Source organism: Gemmatimonadaceae bacterium (assembly GCA_020852815.1).
In the GTDB taxonomy this organism is placed as follows: Bacteria; Gemmatimonadota; Gemmatimonadetes; order Gemmatimonadales; family Gemmatimonadaceae; genus SCN-70-22.
This window is the reverse complement of record JADZAN010000045.1, coordinates 1-17815: the sequence shown is the minus strand read 5'-3', so window position 1 is coordinate 17815 and position 17815 is coordinate 1. Positions and strand designations below refer to the sequence as shown.

Genomic DNA, 17815 nt, shown 5'->3' with positions numbered 1-17815 from the left:
TGGCAGTGGCAACGTCGTCGAGCGACATCGACGTGCGTTGGAGCGACGTGGCAAACGAGACGAGCTATGAACTGGAGTGGGCGACGACATCGAGCGGTCCGTGGATCGCACTCGCGACGGTGGCGGCAAACACGACCAGCCGCTCGCACGGAGGTCTGACCGCTGGTACGACGTATTGGTATCGTATTCGTGCTGCGAATGGCTCGGGCGCGTCGGCTTGGGCAGCATCGGTATCGGCGACCACACTCGGCAGTGTACCGGCGGTTCCGACAGGGTTGTCAGCGAGCGCCATGTCGTCGAGCCAGATCGCGGTCAGCTGGACAGACGTGACGGGCGAAAGCAGTTACGAGCTGCAGTCAGGCGCGAGCAGTAGCGGTCCGTGGACGACGGTCGCGACGCCCACCGCGAATTCAACTGGATTCCAGCATTCGGGGCTTAGCGCAAGTACCGCCTACTGTTATCGCTTGCGCGCACTCAACGCGAACGGTCCGTCGGGTTGGACGACCGCGCAGGTTTGCGCGACCACACCAACTGCCTCCACCCAACTCGACCTCCTCGTCAACGCCACCACGCCCCTCACGGTGGCGCCCAACGGCCTGGCGGATATTCCCGTCATCCTCGACTTCTCGCGCGCCCTTGCCGGCACCAACCTCGCAAGTCTCTCGTACCAGCTGTCCTGGAACCCGGCGCACTTCACCTACGTGAGCCACACCGTCGGCACGTTCGGCAATCCGATCGTGAACGCGTCGAACGCGTCCGCCGGCAACATCTCGCTCGCGCTGTTCGCTCCAACGGGAACATCGACGACGTTCACCACGCTTAGGATCTCACTCCGCGCGACGGGGACGCCCGTTGCACAGTCCACGGTCACCGTGACTGCGACGGCCGCCGGCAACGACGTGGGACAGCCCGTCCTCTCCCTGATTCGAACGCGCGCACTCAGCGCCTGTATCGGAACGCCGGCGGGCGTGCGCGGGGATGCGGACGGCGACAACACGATCTCGATCATCGACGCGCAGCAGATCGCTCGCTATGCCGTCGGGCTCCCAGTCCTGAATCCGCAACGCCTGGCCTCGGGTGGCGACGCCAACGGCGATGGCGCGATCGACATCATCGACGCGCAACAGATCGCGCGCTCCGTGGTCGGGCTCCCCGCCTCGCCAAACATCGGGCAGCAACTGCCGGGAGGGTGCCCATGAGACGCCGCGCGAGCTGCGCCACGCGGTGGCTCGGTGCTACAATGCTGTGCTTCACGGTCGCCTGTGGCACGTCTGATCCGAAACCAACGTGCGAGCTGAGCGTGACGTCGACGGCGGGTGGCTCTGCACAGGCCTTGTCGGGACTCGAAAGCGACGACTGCGGTCGCAGCGCGACGGTGCAGGCGACCGCCCAGTCGAACTACTCGTTCAAGGAATGGTTCGTGGACGGAAGTCCCAGCTCGGGGAGCAACCCGTACTCGTTCCCCGTGACCAAGGACATGAGCGTGGTGGCGAGCTTCTCGCTCAACCCAGTCTCGTACACGGTCACGGTTACCAGCAGTCCGGCCAATGGTGGGTCGACGAGTGGGGGCGGCAGCTACATCGCGAACACCCAAGCGACATTGACGGCGACGCCGGCGAGCGGCTTCACCTTCGTGAACTGGACCGAGAACTCATCGGCCGTCTCGACGAATGCCTCGTACCAGTTCACCGTGACTTCAAATCGCACATTGGTTGCCACCTTCACTCCCATCACCTTCACGATCGCGACCAGTAGTAACCCCGCCAACGGTGGGACCACGACCGGTGGTGGGACATTCAGTGTCAACGCGCCGGTGACGGTCACGGCGACGCCATCCTCCGGCTACGCTTTCGCCAACTGGACGGAGAACGGCCTGATCGAGTCCTCGAGCGCGACGTATAGCTTCGCGGCGTCAGCCCACCGAACTCTCGTCGCCAACTTTACGCTTGTCCCGGTCACGTACACCATCGCGACCAGCAGCGCGCCCGCGAATGGCGGGAGCACGTCCGGTGGAGGAAGCTACGTCGCGAACAGCCAGGTCACGGTCACCGCGGTGCCGACCAGCGGCTGGCGCTTCGTGAGCTGGACGGAGAACGGCACAGTGGCGTCGACGGCTGCAGCGTATACCTTCGCCGCCACCGCCAATCGGTCGCTCACCGCGAACTTCGCGCCGATTGTCTACACCATCGCCACCAGCAGTGCGCCGGCCAACGGCGGAAGCACGAGCGGAGGCGGCTCGTACAACGCAAACAGTCAGGCCACGGTCGTGGCGACGGCGGCGAATGGGTTCTCCTTCGTGAACTGGACGGAGAACGGAACCGTGGTGTCCACCAGCGCGAGCTACACGTTCACGGTGATCGGCAATCGGGTGCTCGTCGCCACCTTCAGCGCGAACCCCGTCAACTACACGATCACCACCAGCAGCAGTCCGACGAGCGGCGGGTCCACAACCGGCGGCGGGACCTACAGCGCAAATGCCGCCGTATCAGTGAGCGCGACACCGGCGGCGGGGTACTCATTTGTGAACTGGACCGAGAACGGCATCGTGGTATCTGCCAATGCGACTTACAACTTCGTCGCCACAGCGAACCGGGCACTCGTCGCCAACTTCGCGCTCCTCACCTACGCCATCGTCACGAATAGCAATCCACCGAATGGCGGGACGACGAGCGGAGCCGGTACATTCGCGGCGAACTCGCAAGCGACCGTCGTCGCGACGAGCGCCGGGAACTACACATTCGCCAACTGGACGGAGAACGGGGGAGTGGTCTCGACGAACGCCAGCTACTCGTTCACGGTGACGAGAGCTCGGACACTGGTCGCCAACTTCACGGTCGTCGTTCCAACGTCGATCACGGTGTCGCCCAGGCTGGTCGTCCTCGCGCCGGGAGGCACTACGACGCTGAGTGCCTCCACCCCTCCATCCAGCGTGATCTCCCGATTGACGTCGGTCGCGACAGCGAGCGGGTTGTCGGTGACTGGAGTCGCACCCGGTGTGAGCGACATCGTGGCAACTGCGGCCACAGCGAGCGACTCCGCGCGCGCAGCCGTGGTGTCGGCGGACGGGTTTGCGTTGGTGGTTACCACGCAGACCAATACCGCGTTCCCGAGTGGCACGGCAGGGGGCAGCGTGAACGTGAGTGTTTGGCTCCTCCGACCAGTTGGCGGCACCGGTGATATCGGTTCGATCCAGGGATCCGTGCAGTGGGATCCGTCTCGCCTGACACTTCAGACTGAAGCAGGCAACGCGGCTGGATGGACGTGGATTGCCAATACCTCCAGTGCCGCAACGGGAACGCTCGGCTTCGCCGCCTTCTCCCCGTCGGGCTCCTCGACGCAGGTACTGGAGCTGGCTCGGCTCACGTTCAGCGTCGCTGGAGGCGCGGGAGGCTCGACGGCAACGCTCATTCCATCCGTTTCCGCGGCGGGTTCGAGCGCCGGAAGCTCGATCAAGACGAAGATCGTGCTGGTGGGTTCTGCGATCCGCATCAACTAACGAGGTGTCCAATGACCCAGGGTATCACCATGCGACTGATTCCTTTGCTCTGCGGGATGACGCTGTCGGGGTGCGCGGATGGCGCGGCCTCCGTCGGGTCCGCACCGCCTCCCACAATCTCATCGCCAAGCGTGGTGGCGCGTGTCGAGGGGGACTGCGTCACGAACGAGCCGTGCGAACTTCGCGTCATCGTGTCGTCCTCCGGGGGGGCGATCGGTGCTTACCAGGGTCGATTGCACCTGGATCCCCACACCGTACGTATCGTCACGCGCCCCACCTCGCGTGACGCTGCCCATCTCGTGAACGGCGAGTTGACTGAGTCCTACGAGCTGCGCTTCGCGGGCTTCTCTCCCGCGGGAGAAGGGCGAGTGGAGGCAGTGGCCGTGAAGGTCGTGCTCGAGCAACCGGACGCACTGCGGTCGATTCGGGCCGCGTTGGATGTGGTCGCCGACGCCGCGGGAACGCGCATCTCACCAGAGTCGATTCAGTCGGAAACTCGAATCCAGTTGAGGTAGCGTTCATCGTCAGTCAGTAACGACATCGCTCTTCCGCGCCAGCATCCGCGCCACGATCTCGGCAATGGCGCGCGGCGTGGCCGGCTTCTGCAGGAAGTTCACGCCGGGCTCGAGCAGCGTGCGATGCGAGCCCACGTCGGGATCGTAGCCGCTGCTGTAGATCACGCGCAGCGCGGGGTGCCGTTCCTGCAGCTGCTTGGCCAACTCGCACCCTCCCACGCCGTCTGGCATCACCATGTCGGTGAAGAGGAGGTCGGGCGTTGGCACATAGCTCGGCCACGCGCGCAGCGCCTCGACGCCGCTGCGTGCGGTGTGCACACGATAGCCCTGCTCCTCGAGGACACGGCGCAGCACGTTGCGCAGTGAGTCGTCGTCCTCGACGAGAAGGATGGTGGCCTCGCCACGCGGCGAGGCAGCGGGGAGTGGTGCCGAGACATCTGGTGCCGCGCGCGCGCTGGCCGCGGCGGGGATGAGGATCTCGAAGGTGGAGCCCACACCCACCGTCGAGTGCACGAAGATGACGCCGCGATGCTGCTGGACGATCCCGAACGCCGTGGCCAGCCCGAGTCCCGTCCCCTTGCCCACGGCCTTGGTGGTGAAGAACGGGTCGAAGATGTGGGGGCGCGCCTCGGGGGCGATTCCCGTTCCGGTGTCGCGCACGCTCACGCCGTGGAACCGTCCCGGCGCCACTCCCGGGAAGGCGCGCACCTCGTCGGCGGTGAGGTCGCGCGCGTAGGTCTCGATGACCAGGAGCCCGCCGGTGGGCATGGCGTCGCGCGCGTTCACCGTGAGGTTCATCACCACCTGTTCCAGCATCCCCGGGTCTCCAACGACGGGGAGCGAGCGCGGGTGCATCTTGAGTTGCAGCTGTACGTCCTCGGGGACGACGCGGCGCAGCATGCGGGCCAGCGTGGCCACGAGGTCGTTGAGTTCCACCTCGCGCGGCTGCATCACCTGCTTGCGCGAGAAGAGGAGGAGCTGGCGCGTGAGGTTGGCCGCGCGCTGCGCCGACGACTCCACGTCGGCCATGATCTCGCGCGCCTCGGCGCTGAGCCCGGGGAGCGATTGCGCCATCCCGGTCTGGATGAGGATGGCGCCGAGGATGTTGTTGAAGTCGTGGGCGATCCCGCCGGCCAACTGGCCGATCGCCTCCAGCTTTTGCACCTGGCGAAGCTGCTCCTCGATGCGCCGGCGCTCGGTGATGTCGTCCGACACCCCCACCACGCGCGCCACCGCCCCGCTGTCGTCGCGCACGGGAAAGGCCCGCGCATGCAGCCAGCGCACCGTCCCGTCGGGAAGGAGGTTCCGGTACTGCTCGTCGAACTCGCCGCCAGCTGCCACGCGGGCCAGCCCCTCCGCCACGCGCTCGCGGTCGTCCGGATGGACCAGCGACTGCGACAGTTGCTGGTTGGCGAGCAGCGCCTCGGCGCTCACGCCCAGGATGCGCTCCACGCTCGGGGAGAGGTAGATCGTCTGGCCCGTGCGGGCATCGAGCATCCAGAAGATCTCCCGGATGTTCTCCGCTAACTGCCGGAAGCGCTCCTCGCTGGCGGCGAGCGCGCGTTCGGCCAGTGCCCGCTGCGCCCGCACACGGATCGTCGTCAGTCCGAAGGCGAGTTCCTCAGCCAGCTCGCCCAGGAGGCGCATCTCCTCGTCATCGAAGGCATCGCCGTCCGGCGCGTAGACCGAGAGCGTCCCCAGCACCGCGTCGTCATACACGAGCGGGAGGCAGGCAAACGCGCGGTAGCCGTGCTTCATCGCGTCGGCGCGCCATGGCCCCATGGTGGGGTCGGTGAGGATGTCGTGGACAATCACCGGGCGCTTAGTGCGGATGGCCGTCCCGGTGGGGCCGCGCCCAAGCTCGCTGTCGCCCCATCGGATATCCAGCGACTCGAGGTAGCCTTCCTGGTAGCCGCTGTATGCCACCGGTCGCACGTGCTGCTCCTCGTCATGCTCCGGGTTCCCCACCCACGCCAGCGTGAAGCCTCCCTGCTCGACAATGACGCGACACACCTCCTGCAGCAGCTCGCGCTCGCTGGTGGCGCGCACCAGCACGTCGTGACACGACCAGATCGTGCGCAGCGCGCGGTTTGCCCGGCGCAGGTGATCGGTCGTGTCCTGCGCGTGGTCGCTCGCCGACTGCCCCTCGGCCAGCGCCGACGCCAGAAGGAGCCCAGTGACGCCGACGATCACGAGGAAGACCTGCACCATCAGCAGGTGCGCGGCCAGCGATCCGTCGCCCAGCGGGAAGTGCTCACTCCCCTCCAGCACCACGCCAAAGGCGACCACCGCCACCGTGGTCATCGCCGCGGTCACGCCGCGTATGCCGAGACGGAAGGCGGCCCATGTCAGCAGCGAGGCCAGCATGTAGGGATGCGGCCGAATCCACCCCAGCGTCAGGTCGCCCCGAAAGACGTGAAACGCAGCCCAACTCCAGAAAACGAGAAAGGCGCCCCCTTCCACGAGGCGCGCGACCGGTACCTTGGCGAGCGGGATGGGTGCGCGTGTCCACGCCACCACGAGCGGCGTCAGCAGGACCATCCCCAGCAGGTGAGCGGCCCACCAGATGCCGAAGCTCAGCGGAACCGGCGCCCCCGACGCGACGGCGGCGATCCACGCGGCGATCACGCCGCCGGCGCCGCTCCCCACGCTCGCGGCGAGCAGGAGTGCGAAGGTATCGCGCGCCCGGTGAAAGTTGATGGCCGGACCGGCGATCCGTCCAACGATCCACAGCGCCGCGGCCAGCTCGACGAGGCTCGCCCCCAAATAGGCGAACCCCACCCACATGCGCACGCCCGAGAGTGCATTGGAGGCGGCAACGGCGGCCACCAGGACGCCGAGCGCCCAGGGCCATGACCGGCGCGGCAGCAGGAGGTACGCTCCCAGCGCGACGCCAGCCGGTGGCCAAACGGGAGAAAGCGGTGAGAAGGGCGTGCTGACGCGCAGCCCCACCTGGTGCGCGGCGAGGAAGACGACGAAGAGCACCGCCAGGCCAAGGGCAGGCGTGCGCGTCGACGCGGTCACGTCGATCCCGTCAGCTTGTACGCGTGGCAGAATGGGAACGAAGGCGGGAGAGGGCGGCAAGCGCGGGGGAGGGGAGCGGAGATTCTCAGCGTCGATGTTACCGTTCCCTTCTTCGTACGCCAGACCCCGCCCGGCCGCTGCAGGGCGCCGGTCGTCACGTCCGCCCCCGTGGCCCGCATTCGACCCGGGCGTTATCGTCGGTTGCAAAGCGCCCGACCTGACTCGCGACGGCCCGCCTTCATGCCGCACTTTCCTCCGGTCATCTTCGCGATCGCCTTTGCGGCGCTCGTCATCACGCTCACGGCGCTCGCCCGCCGTCTCCCGGTTCCGTCGCCCATTCTCCAGGTGATGGCCGGGGTGGCGATCGGCTTCATCCCGGGGACGGCGCTCCCGCCGCTCGACCCGGAGATCGTCTTCTTTGTCTTCCTCCCCCCCATCCTCTGGGCGGCGGCGTACTTCACATCGCTGCGCGAGTTCAAGACCAACCGGCGCCCCATCGCCCTCCTCGCGGTGGGGCTCGTCCTCGTGACGACGGTTGCCATCGCCATCGTCGCACGCTGGCTCATCCCCGACCTTCCGTGGGCGGTGGCGGTGGCGCTGGGGGCAATCGTCTCGCCGCCGGACGCAGTCGCCGCGGCCGCGGTGGTCTCGCGCCTCCCAGTCCCTCGGCGCGTGATCGTGATCCTCGAGGGGGAGAGCCTCGTCAACGACGCCTCGGCGCTCGTCCTCTATCGCACCGCCATCGCCGCCGCGGTCACGGGGGTCTTCTCGCTGGGCGAGTCGATCGTGCGCTTCTTCGTGGATGCCGGCGTGGGGGCCTGCATCGGATTGTTGGTCGCCTGGCTGGTGATCCGCGCCGCGCGCTGGACGCGCGACGCGCTTGCCGAGACGGTGCTCACGCTCACGGCGCCCTACGTTGCCTGGTTCGCCGCCGAGTCGATTCACGCCTCGGCCGTCCTGGCCTGCGTCGCCGGCGGGTTGTACCTGCGCCAGCACTTCTCCACGGCGGTCGCCCCCATGTCGCGGGTGCTGTCCGGTGCGGTGTGGGACCTGGTGGTTTTCCTCCTCAACGCGCTCATCTTCGTCCTCCTCGGACTAAACGTTCGCAGCCTCTTGAACGATGTCTCCTCCGGGACGCTGGGCTCGGTGGTCCGGGCCGGGCTGATCCTGGGCGTGGTGGCCATTGCGGTGCGACTCGCCTGGGTCCCTCTGGCCACCTGGCTCCCGCGCTGGCTGAGCGCCGAGGTGCGGCGCAAGGACCCGAGCCCCAACCCCCGCGCCATCTTCCTCATGGCGTGGACGAGCATGCGCGGCATCGTCTCGCTGGCCTCGGCGCTGGCGCTCCCCGCCGTTGTGGCTGGCGGCGCCCCGTTCCCGCGCCGCGCGGAACTCATCGTGATCACGATGGTCGTCATCCTCCTCACCCTCGTGGTGCAGGGACTCACCCTCGACCCCATCATCCGCTTCTTCCGCTTTGCGCCGGAACACGGGCACCACCAGGAGGAGCGCCTGGCCCGCCGCGAGGCGCTCAGGCGGGGGAGCGAGGCGCTGGAGGACCTGGCGCGCGAGCCGTGGGCCGACCCCGCCGACGTGGAGGTGCTGCGCCAGGAGCTGCGCGACCGCGCGCGGGCGCACAACCACCACGGTGGTGCCTCGGAGGGGCGCCGCCGGCTGCGCTCGGGCGTGATTGCCGCCGAGCGCCGCATGCTGGTGCGCCTGCGCAACGAGGGGACGATCTCCGACGAGGTGATGCGCGAACTGGAGCACGAACTCGACCTCGACGCGATGCGCGCCGGGATGGGCGATCGGCGTTAGGCGAGCGGCATGGCGCGTTGGGCGATCGGCGGTGGTCGCCTAACGCCGTTGCCCAGACGTCACGGCGTGGCCGACTCCAGCGCCGCCGGTCGTGACGTGCTCCCCTCGGCCAGTGGCTCCAGGCGACTCAGGCGCTCGACGTCGATGGCGATGACGCCGTCCGGGGCGGCGGTGAAGATCGACGCGAACTTCGCGTCCCACCGCACGTCCTCCCACGTGTAGGAGGTGCGCGACGTGACGCGCGTGGCGAACGACTCCTCGTTGGCCGTCACCTGGATGACGACCTCCACCTGGTCGGCCGCCAGCTGCTCCGGCGTCACCCCGGCCAGCGGCGAAGCGGCCGTGATCGGGTGCACGACCGTCCAGTGCATCGTGAACAGCTCCACCAGGTCGCGCTCGAGTTCGAGCACATGAAAGTTGCGCTCGCGCACCCCGTCAAACGTTTCGAAGCGGATGAGGCTCACGCGCACCTTCACGTTGTTGAGCTCACCGGGCGAGACATTCACCATGCGGAACATCAAGGCGCGCCCCCCTTCGTATGGCGCCACGACCGCTGACTCGCTGAACGCGAGTCGCATGCGTGGGCGCGTGAGGCGCGCGACGGCGATGCCGCCAATGGCGAGGAGCACCATGGGGCCGGCGAGCGACTCGGCGATCGCCAGCCAGGTGGCCGCTGGCCCCACTGCATGCATCGGCCCCGTGCCCGCGGTCGAGAAGATCCCCACGGAGAAGGCGAGCGCGCGGAGGAAGGGGTCGGTGAGAGCGAGCGCGTCGCTCCCGCCAATGGCGTCGCTCCCTAACGATACGTAGGCGAGGGCAAAGATGCCGTTGAGGAGGAGGACGAACCCCACCGTCCACAGCAGGAAGCCCGGCCACGGCGCGGCGAGCGCGTGGCGATAGAGTCGCTCGGCGCGCTGCGGCCCCAGGCCGTACTTGTGCGAGTGCGGCGTTCCATCGCGGTTGATGAAGCGCCCGCGCACGTTCTGCGCCGCGACGTGCCCGAAGCCGAGGTCTTCCTCGGGCTGTTCGTTCGACGTCGCGGGTGACGAGTGGCTGTCGGGGGAGGGAAGCGTCATGCCGGGAGACTATGCGGCGCCGCGACGGGAGGGAATGGGCGGAGTGCGGGAGCCTTCCCCTTGCCGTGTCGTCCTTACACGTTGCCGCGATCTCCGGCATCCAATGGGCATGCCATTCCTGCGTTCGATGCTCCGACGCTCCCTGCGCCGCCTCGCGCGCGCCCCCGGGTCGAGTGTGGCGGCCATCGCTGCCGCGACGATCGGCATTGCGATCTCCACGATGGCGTTGGCCATCGCCGACGCCGCCCTCTGGCGTCCGCTCCCTTTCGCGGGTGTGAATGCGGTGGTCGTCCTCTCGACGCGCTACACCACTCCGCGCGAGGGAACGGTCACCGCGCGTTGGTCATTCCCGCGTTTGCGGCATGTACGGGAGGCGGCGCGCACCGTCGAGCATGTCACCGCATGGAACCCCATCTCGCTCACGCTGACGGGGCGCGCCGAACCCGAGGTGGTCGCGGGGGAGGTGGTGTCGCGCGCGTACTTCGCCCTGCTGGGCGCCTCGCCAGCCATGGGGCGCGTCTTTGCACCTGACGAGGACGTTGCCGGCGCCCCGCGCCCCGTCGTCGTTCTCTCCGCCGCGTTCGCACAGCGCCTGCGACGCCGCGGCGAGGATGCGTCGCTGGGCGGGACGATCACGGTGAACGGCCACGCGCTTACCATCGTGGGGATCATGCCGCCGCGGTTCCGCGGCCTCTCCGGCGATGCCGCGCTCTGGATTCCCATCGTGCTCGCGCCGGTGCTCACGTATCCCGAGTACCTCACCACGCCGCAGGACTTCATCACGCTGCTCTCGCGGGTGCGCGACGGTCGGTCGCTGGACGAGGTGCGGCGCGAGATGGCGCAACTCGCCGTCGCGGCGCAACGCGTGCAGCCCACCGACGAGGCGGCGCCCGACCTCACCGTGAGCGGGTGGGCGGAGTCGTTAGGCTCGGCGCGCGTCCGCCGCGAGGCGCGCCGAGCCATTCCGCTCGTCGTCACTGGCGGCGTGCTGCTCTTCGTCCTCACGCTGGCCAACCTCGTCGCCTTGCAGCTGGGGCGGGCGGTGGCGCGCCGTCGCGAAACGGCGGTCGCCCTCGCCATCGGGGCGCCGAGGCGGCGACTCTGGCTGGACCACGCCGCCGACGGCGTCGTGCTGGTGAGTGCGGCCGCGATCGCGGCCCTGGCGGCGGTGGTGGTGGCGCTCGCGCTCCTTGGCCCCGTCGACCCGATTGCCCGGTTGGGGCGCGCGACACTCGCCACGCACTCGGCGGTGACGTTCGACGGGAGGCTCATCGCATGGTGGTGCCTGACGACGGTGGTGGCGCTGGCGGTGGTGGGAGGGATCCCGGCGTGGTGGGCGCTCCGGCACGCCTCGCTCGACCACCTGCGCGACGGCGCTCGAGGGGCTCCCGCCAGCGGACTCTCGCGGCGGCGCCCGGGGCTCGCCGCCGCGATCCTCGTCGTGGAGGGGGCGCTCGCCATGCTCCTCGTCACGGGGGCCGGGCAGTTGCTGGAAAGCTACCGTCGGCTGCAACCGGTGGAGCTGGGGGCCGAAGCGTCGCACGTACTGACCTTCGAGTTGCAGCCGTCGGAGGTGCGCATCCCGCCGGCGGCGGCTCCGGGCTTCATCGACCAGGTGCTCGACGAGGTGCGGCGCATTCCCGGTGTGGTGGCTGCCAGCGTCGATGGCGGCGCCCCGCTGGCCGGGAGCGCCCGGACGGGGCTGCACGTGGTGGGGCGCCCCGACGACGCGCGCACCGGCGCCCCGATGGTGCTGCGGCACTACGTGGGGCCCGAGCACTTCGCCGCGTTAGGCATCCCCCTGCGCGCCGGCCGCGCCTTCACCCCGGCCGACCGCGCCGGTGCGCCGCGCGTCGTGATCATCAGCCAATCGTCGGCGAGCGCGTACTTTCCCGCCGGCGACGCCATCGGGCAGCGCGTCTGGTTCGACGGGAGCACGCTCACCTCGCCCGACTCCAGCGCCGAGATCGTGGGGATCGTGGGCGACGTGACCTATGATTCACCGCTCGGCGAGCGCACGCGAGCCTCGTTCTACACGCCGTATGCGCAGTTCACGTACGGCTGGCGCGTCTACTTCGTGCGCGTGCAGGGCGAGCCCCGGGCGTTCGAACGGGAGATCCGCGCCGCGGTGGGGCGCGTGGCCCCCGACCTCCCCCTGCGTAACGTGCGGCCACTGACCGAGATCGTGACCTCCTCGCGCGCCACCTCGCGCGTCGCCGCGCACGCGTCGACGCTTCTCGCCGCGCTGGCGCTCCTCCTCGCGGCGTGCGGCACGTGGGCGGTTGTCTCTCACGCCATCGCGCAACGCCGGCACGACCTCGCCATCCGCGTGGCGCACGGAGCCACGCGCAGGCGCGTGGTAGGGCTGGTCCTCGCCGACGGGCTCTGGTGGCCGGCGGTGGGGCTCGCGTTAGGCGCGACTGCTGCGGTGGGAAGCGCCGGTGCGCTCCGCGCCCTGCTCTATGGTGTGGCCCCGGGCGAGCCGGTCATCGCCATGGTCCGCGGGATCGTGTTCCTTGCCGCCGCGACGCTCGCCTGTTTCATCCCGGCCTGGTCCGCGGCGCGCGTCGACCCGATGGAGGTGTTGCGCGGGGAGTGAGCGTGGCGGGGGGTGTGCGCGCCGTTCCCATCCGATCGCGAGCCGTGCGTATCTGGGTCCTGAATGGCGTCCGGGAAGACGGGGGCGTCCGTTTCGGGAATACCAAGGGAGGGGTAGGGGACCGAGATTATGGCGATTGTCGATCGCGCTGGTCTTCCCGTTGCAGTGAGGATCGGAAGCGCTTCGCCGAACGCCCGCGGACATGACCGGGAGGCGCGCGAAGATCGCAGGGATGCACAGCGCGCTTGGGCACCTCACGCCGGCCGATGCGCTAGCGGGACGCGCGGAGGGCAGGTCGGCGGCGCGCGATCAGCAGCTCGAAAGGCGCGCGCCGCCCGGTGCCGCGCGTCGTCCACCCGCGCATCCGAAACGTCCGTCACCCCGCGGTGCTACACTGAACACCCACCCCATCTGTCACAATCTCACCGAACCAGGACAGTACAACGTCTTTTCGTGTCCGGTTGAACGATGCCGACCACACGTATGAACAGTGAAGTCACATCGCAAACCGTGACATTCATGGTTCCTGCTTCAGACTCTCCGGTGGCTTCAGTCTCGCGAACTGCTGACGTCTCCATCGCTCGTCCAACCACAGTCTCACCACCTGTGTAATTGCCGTCACCAGGGCAGCCCATCCGGTGATGGTCGGGGTATCCATGTCTTCGTTCCTCGTCTACGGTATTCGGTACGGGCCACTCGGTACGATGCGTGTGTCGGTATGCGTAGTGTGCCAGTTTGTGCCAGTCAAGAGGCGGAGTCTCGTGCGCAGCCGCTCTGACGATGAATGTGTAGATGCGCCGGTGTGTACCAGTCAAGTCGCGACGTCTCAAAGTGGAGTGTTTTGCATACTTTCAGACACTCCTCCTTCGACCTACAATATTGACACCGCGTACCTAACCTGACAAAGCAGAAGGCTCCCACACAAGACAGGGAGCCCTTGTCATATCATCATTGCCTGACTGTAGCAGCAGAGGCAACGTGAGCTGTACCGAGATCCGTGGACGGCGAGTCAAGCTACTGCCTGCAGTCGTTCGAAGTCGATGGGACTTTGGTTGCTGAGTGCGGAATGCCTCCGCGTGAGGTTGTAGAAGCGTTCGATGTAGTCAAAGATGTCGGCACGAGCAGCATCACGCGTGAGGTACGGTTGCCGGTGGCACCGCTCGATCTTGAGGGTGGAGAAGAAGCTCTCCATCACGGCATTGTCCCACACGTTCCCGGCGCGGCTCATGCTGCAGGCGATGCCGAGTTCCGCGAGCAGCCGTTGGAACGTCTCGCTGGTGTACTGACTGCCTTGATCCGAATGGTGGAGCATCGCTCCGCTGGGCCCGCGGCGCCAGACGGCCATCAGCAGCGCATCGGTGACCAGCTGACTCGTCATCGACGATTGCATCGCCCAGCCCACGACGCGGCGCGAGAAGAGATCCAGAACGACCGCCACGTAGAGCCACCCTTCGTGCGTCCAGACATACGTGAAGTCCGCCACCCATTTCTGATTAGGCGCCGTGGCGGTGAAGTCGCGGGCGAGCGTGTTGGGGGCCACGTGGTGGAGCAGCCGGTCGCTTGGGTCCGTGGGTTTGGCTCGTCGCCGCGGGCGGGCGCGCAGCCCTGCTTCGCGCATCAACCGCGCCACGCGCGACCGCCCGCACACATGACCAGCAGCGCGCACCTCGTCGAGCATGCGGCGCACACCATACGTCGAGTCCGACGCGGCGAAGCTGACCCGAATCGTCTGCAACAACTCGGCATCCGTGCGCGCGCGCTGACTGCGCGGGCGCTCGCACCACGCATAGAATCCACTGCGCGAGACCCCGAGCGCCTCGCATTGCACGTCGACCGGCCAGATCCCTCGGTGTGTCGCCACGAAGCCGAACTTCACATCGACTCCTTGGCGAAGTAGGCCGCGGCTTTTTTTAGGATGTCGCGCTCCATCTTCAGGCGCGCGACCTCACGACGCAGCGCCGTCACTTCCGCGTCGTCGCGCTTCTGCTGGCCGACTCCAGGAAGCGCCTGCTGGGGATCGTCGCGGTACTCACGCACCCAGTTCCGCAGCACGTTCACATGCACCCCGAGCTCTCGAGCCGCCTGCGCCATCGTCACCCGGCGTTCTGCGACCAGGCGAACCGCTTCCACCTTAAACTCCCGGCTATACCGTCTCCGTCGATTGGCCATCTGCACCTCCGTTCCGAAAGAACACCCTAAGTTGGTGTCCACGGAACCCGGCGCAGCTCAACGTGTAGCGGAACCTGTCAAGGAGTATGTGACACCGGATGGTTGTAGTGGTTCACCGGAAATCGCACTTTCGGGCGATCTGAGCGAGTGACACTCTTCCCTCGACCGGCGAGTGGCCGGGACGCGAAGGGAGGAACGCCATGAGTGAGCAGACGGGCCGGGTACGGCCGGGACGGCGCGCGAAGGGGCGGCAGTTCACGGCGGATGAAAAGCTCAAGGTCCTTGAGGAGGCACGGGCACCAGGGGCGACGGTCGCCGAAGTGCTCCGGCGCTATCAGCTCGAAGGGACGACGTTCTATCGCTGGGAGCGCGAGGCCAAGGCCGCGATGCGTGAGGCGTTAGGCGGCAAGCCCCGCACGCGCGATGCCGAGGTCCGGGAGAAGGACCTCGAGATCGCCCGGTTGCAGGCCGAGCTCGAGACGAAGCGCCGGGTAATCTCCGAAGTGGTCGAGGAGAACCTGGCGCTAAAAAGGGGGCGCTGAAGGTGCGCGAATCGACGCGGTTCTCGGCGGACGTGAAGGCGGAACTGCTCGCGCTCGTAACGCGCACGCAGGCCCGCACGGGCTGGACGGTGCGACGCATCCTGCATCATCTCGGCCTCTCGAAGGCGCGCTATCGGGATTGGACCGCGCGCGCCGGCCTGGCGATCGCCGAGGCATACAACCGCGCCCCAAGTAGTCGAGTCCCGTCTCCGCGTCCCGCTCCTTCGTCGTGAACTGCTCCTTGGTCCCGCCCCCAGCGTCCGCCCGGGCATGAGCACGCCCCACGGATCGTAGTCGTAGCTCTCGGTCACCGTCGCCCCCTGCACGACGGCCCGCGTGCTCCCCAGGAGATCGGTGTGGTAGTAGCTCCGGCTCCCCGCACTCGGCTGCCGCCCCACGACGCGCGTGTCGGCCAGCAGGTTGAAATACGAGCTCACCACCGCCCCTGCGCCGTTCACCTTGTACACGCCGAGCGGCGTGCGGTCCTCCAGCAAGTAGACCTCCGTAGTCCCGGCCCCCGGTTAGCGACAGCGCGCCACGCCCATCGCAAGAATGAGACGCACTCGTTCACTCAGTCGTCCACCAAGCAGCGCAACGTACTCGGTATCGTTCAGCTGCCACACGCGGACCGGCAGACCGTCGTCACTCGTACAGAGACGAGGCTCCCTCGACGTGATACGTGTCAGCTGTTGAAGCACCGAGTCGCGCACTGTGATTGCCGCCGAGGATTCCGCATGCCAGACGACCGTGACCTGCAGAACATGACCGTCGGGGTCTTTGAGTAGTTGCACGTCACGGTCGCTGGAAAATCGACTGCACGGAACGACACGTTGCGCGGAGTCCGCAATGGTGGCGACGATCGCCTCCTTGCACTTCATCCCTGAGGAAGAGATGTTGAGTTCGCGCGCGATCGCGGATCGTGTCAGTCGGTCGCTCCCACAGGAGGAGAGGAGGCAGAGGGCGAGGAAGGATGCGAAGCGCCGAGTCATGGCATCCGCCGGCGCCGCAAGAGCGGCCAGGCGCCCTCGTGGTTCTCTCGATTCTCGAATCCCATTGCTGCACGCATGATGTTCTCCATCGCCATAGCTTGGGGCGTCGACTGAAGCGGATTGCCTACGATATTGTGGGCGGACGCATGTCCGAACTCGTGCAGCATCAGAATCTGATCACGATACCGCTCTAGATTGTGTTCGACCCGACCGAGATCAATAGTCATCTCGCGAAAGCCAGAACTCGGCATCGTTTCTCCTGCGAATCCTTCGGTCGGAGTCCCACTCCGAAACGTGAGAACGACTTTCGAAGTCTCTGCCGCTCGAATCAGTGACAGTGCACTCCCTGCTAGTCGATCGCCTTAACGAGCTGCCGACCTGAGTACGGCTTTGGCATAGTTCCAAGCCGCGCGAAGTTCGTTAGCTCGTTCGCCCGCAAAGACGATTCTCAACCCCTGCGGATCAAAGTAGATTACAGGGTTGTTCTTCACATACGTGAATGTGCTCCATTGTGGCAAGCTATCGGCCGCCACCGCCGGATCCACCGAGGTCCACCTGGCGATCGCCGAGGCATAGAGCCGCGCCCCGAAGTAGTCGAGCCCCGTCTCCGCATCCCGCTCCTTCGTCGTGAACTGCTCCTTGGTCCCGCTCCCCAGCGTCCGCCCGGGCATGAGCACGCCCCACGGGTCGTAGTCGTAGCTCTCGGTCACCGTCACGCCTTGCACCACCGCGCGCGTGCTGCCCAGCAGGTCCGTGTGGTAGTAGCTCCGGCTCCCCGCACTCGGCTGCCGCCCCACGACGCGCGTGTCGGCCAGCAGGTTGACGTACGAACTGACCACCGCCCCCGCGCCGTTCACCGTGTACACGCCTAACGGGACCCGATCCTCCAGCAAGTAGACCTCGGTATTCCCGGCCCCCACCTGTTTGGCGAGCCGCTGCCCGACGTCGTTGTACCGGTACGTCGTGGTCGTCCCGCTCCGCGTGAAGCTCAGCGGGAGATTCTGGTAGTCGTACGTGCTCGCCGTGAGGCTGTAGGGCGCCGGCGCGGTGAGCTGGTTCCCGTTGGCGTCGTAGGTGAAGCTCCCGGCTTCGGCGTCCCAGGTCTCCGCCGTCACGCCGACGGCATCGGCGAGACTCGTCAGGCGGTTGCTGGTGCCGGCGATCGTGTACGTGAGGTTGTCGATCAGCGTCCCGGTCTCCCGGTAGCGCTGGAGCGCGGTCAGGTTGCCGCTGTTGTCGTAGGTGATCCCCGCGAGGTCATGGGCCAGCGTGCTCGCCCAGGCGGTGCCATTCCAGCTCGAGTAGTCGGCGCTCTTGAGGCGGTTGAGCGCGTCGTACGTGGGGAAGTCGTACTTGTAGCGCTTGTTGGTCGCCGGCGTCCCCGCCGCGTAGACGTCGGCGCTGCTGATCGCGCGGTTCGCGTTGTAACTGTAGGCCGCCGAGAACGGATACGTCGTCGTTGCCGGGTCGCCGATCTTCGCGAGCTGCTCGCGGATCGTGTACGTGAGCGGGACGGTCGGGCCGCCGCTGAACAGCCGGCTCGCGACCGCGCCGCTCGGCCGGTAGGTGTACGTCACGTCCGGCGTCCCC

13 protein-coding genes are annotated in these 17815 nt (G+C 67.5%); 7 read left to right on the top strand and 6 right to left on the bottom strand.

Annotated features, from left to right (window positions below):
- Nucleotides 1–47 precede the first annotated feature (47 nt).
- From IT359_19985 to IT359_19975, 3 genes are all read left to right on the top strand, one after another.
- Nucleotides 48–1199, top strand: coding sequence for a fibronectin type III domain-containing protein (locus IT359_19985; GenBank protein MCC6931280.1), 1152 nt, complete (start codon nucleotides 48–50; stop codon nucleotides 1197–1199).
- 134 nt (nucleotides 1200–1333) lie between these two features.
- Nucleotides 1334–3496 carry a hypothetical protein gene (locus IT359_19980; GenBank protein ID MCC6931279.1) on the top strand — a complete coding sequence of 721 codons (2163 nt, stop codon included), beginning with the start codon at nucleotides 1334–1336 and terminating at the stop codon, nucleotides 3494–3496.
- A gap of 11 nt (nucleotides 3497–3507) precedes the next feature.
- On the top strand, nucleotides 3508–4011 hold the full coding sequence (locus IT359_19975; protein MCC6931278.1) for a hypothetical protein: 504 nt from the start codon (nucleotides 3508–3510) through the stop codon (nucleotides 4009–4011).
- A gap of 9 nt (nucleotides 4012–4020) precedes the next feature.
- Here the strand turns inward: IT359_19975 and IT359_19970 are convergent, their stop codons facing one another.
- A complete protein-coding gene (locus IT359_19970) occupies nucleotides 4021–7035 on the bottom strand; it encodes a GAF domain-containing protein (GenBank protein MCC6931277.1) in 3015 nt (1004 codons plus the stop codon).
- Between the two features lie 240 nt (nucleotides 7036–7275).
- Between IT359_19970 and IT359_19965 the strand changes: the two genes are divergently transcribed.
- Nucleotides 7276–8850 (top strand): Na+/H+ antiporter, encoded by a 1575-nt coding sequence (locus tag IT359_19965; protein ID MCC6931276.1) that lies wholly within the window; start codon nucleotides 7276–7278, stop codon nucleotides 8848–8850.
- A 59-nt stretch (nucleotides 8851–8909) separates the two neighbouring features.
- On the opposite strand, the gene IT359_19960 is transcribed toward IT359_19965, so the two are convergent.
- A complete protein-coding gene (locus tag IT359_19960) occupies nucleotides 8910–9926 on the bottom strand; it encodes a hypothetical protein (GenBank protein MCC6931275.1) in 1017 nt (338 codons plus the stop codon).
- Nucleotides 9927–10053: 127 nt separating this feature from the next.
- Between IT359_19960 and IT359_19955 the strand changes: the two genes are divergently transcribed.
- Nucleotides 10054–12525 (top strand): ABC transporter permease, encoded by a 2472-nt coding sequence (locus IT359_19955; protein ID MCC6931274.1) that lies wholly within the window; start codon nucleotides 10054–10056, stop codon nucleotides 12523–12525.
- A 1009-nt stretch (nucleotides 12526–13534) separates the two neighbouring features.
- On the opposite strand, the gene IT359_19950 is transcribed toward IT359_19955, so the two are convergent.
- Nucleotides 13535–14694, bottom strand: a protein-coding gene (locus IT359_19950; protein MCC6931273.1) for an IS3 family transposase whose coding sequence is annotated in 2 segments (ribosomal slippage) — nucleotides 13535–14427 and nucleotides 14427–14694 — 1161 coding nt in all. Because the reading frame shifts where the segments join, the coding sequence is not laid out codon by codon here.
- A gap of 200 nt (nucleotides 14695–14894) precedes the next feature.
- On the opposite strand from IT359_19950, the gene IT359_19945 reads away from it, so the two are divergent.
- Both IT359_19945 and IT359_19940 read left to right on the top strand, forming a co-directional pair.
- The gene (locus IT359_19945; GenBank protein MCC6931272.1) at nucleotides 14895–15236 is read left to right on the top strand and encodes a transposase; all 342 of its coding nucleotides are present in this window, start codon (nucleotides 14895–14897) and stop codon (nucleotides 15234–15236) included.
- A 2-nt stretch (nucleotides 15237–15238) separates the two neighbouring features.
- A complete protein-coding gene (locus tag IT359_19940; protein ID MCC6931271.1) occupies nucleotides 15239–15469 on the top strand; it encodes a hypothetical protein in 231 nt (76 codons plus the stop codon).
- A gap of 288 nt (nucleotides 15470–15757) precedes the next feature.
- Here the strand turns inward: IT359_19940 and IT359_19935 are convergent, their stop codons facing one another.
- The 3 genes from IT359_19935 to IT359_19925 all read right to left on the bottom strand — a co-directional run.
- A complete protein-coding gene (locus IT359_19935) occupies nucleotides 15758–16225 on the bottom strand; it encodes a hypothetical protein (protein MCC6931270.1) in 468 nt (155 codons plus the stop codon).
- Nucleotides 16222–16476, bottom strand: a complete 255-nt coding sequence (locus IT359_19930) for a hypothetical protein (protein ID MCC6931269.1) — start codon at nucleotides 16474–16476, stop codon at nucleotides 16222–16224. The genes IT359_19935 and IT359_19930 overlap by 4 nt, the downstream gene beginning before the upstream one ends.
- A 111-nt stretch (nucleotides 16477–16587) precedes the next feature.
- Nucleotides 16588–17815, bottom strand: a 1228-nt coding sequence (locus tag IT359_19925) for an RHS repeat-associated core domain-containing protein (protein ID MCC6931268.1), incomplete at its 5' end; no start/stop codon positions are given.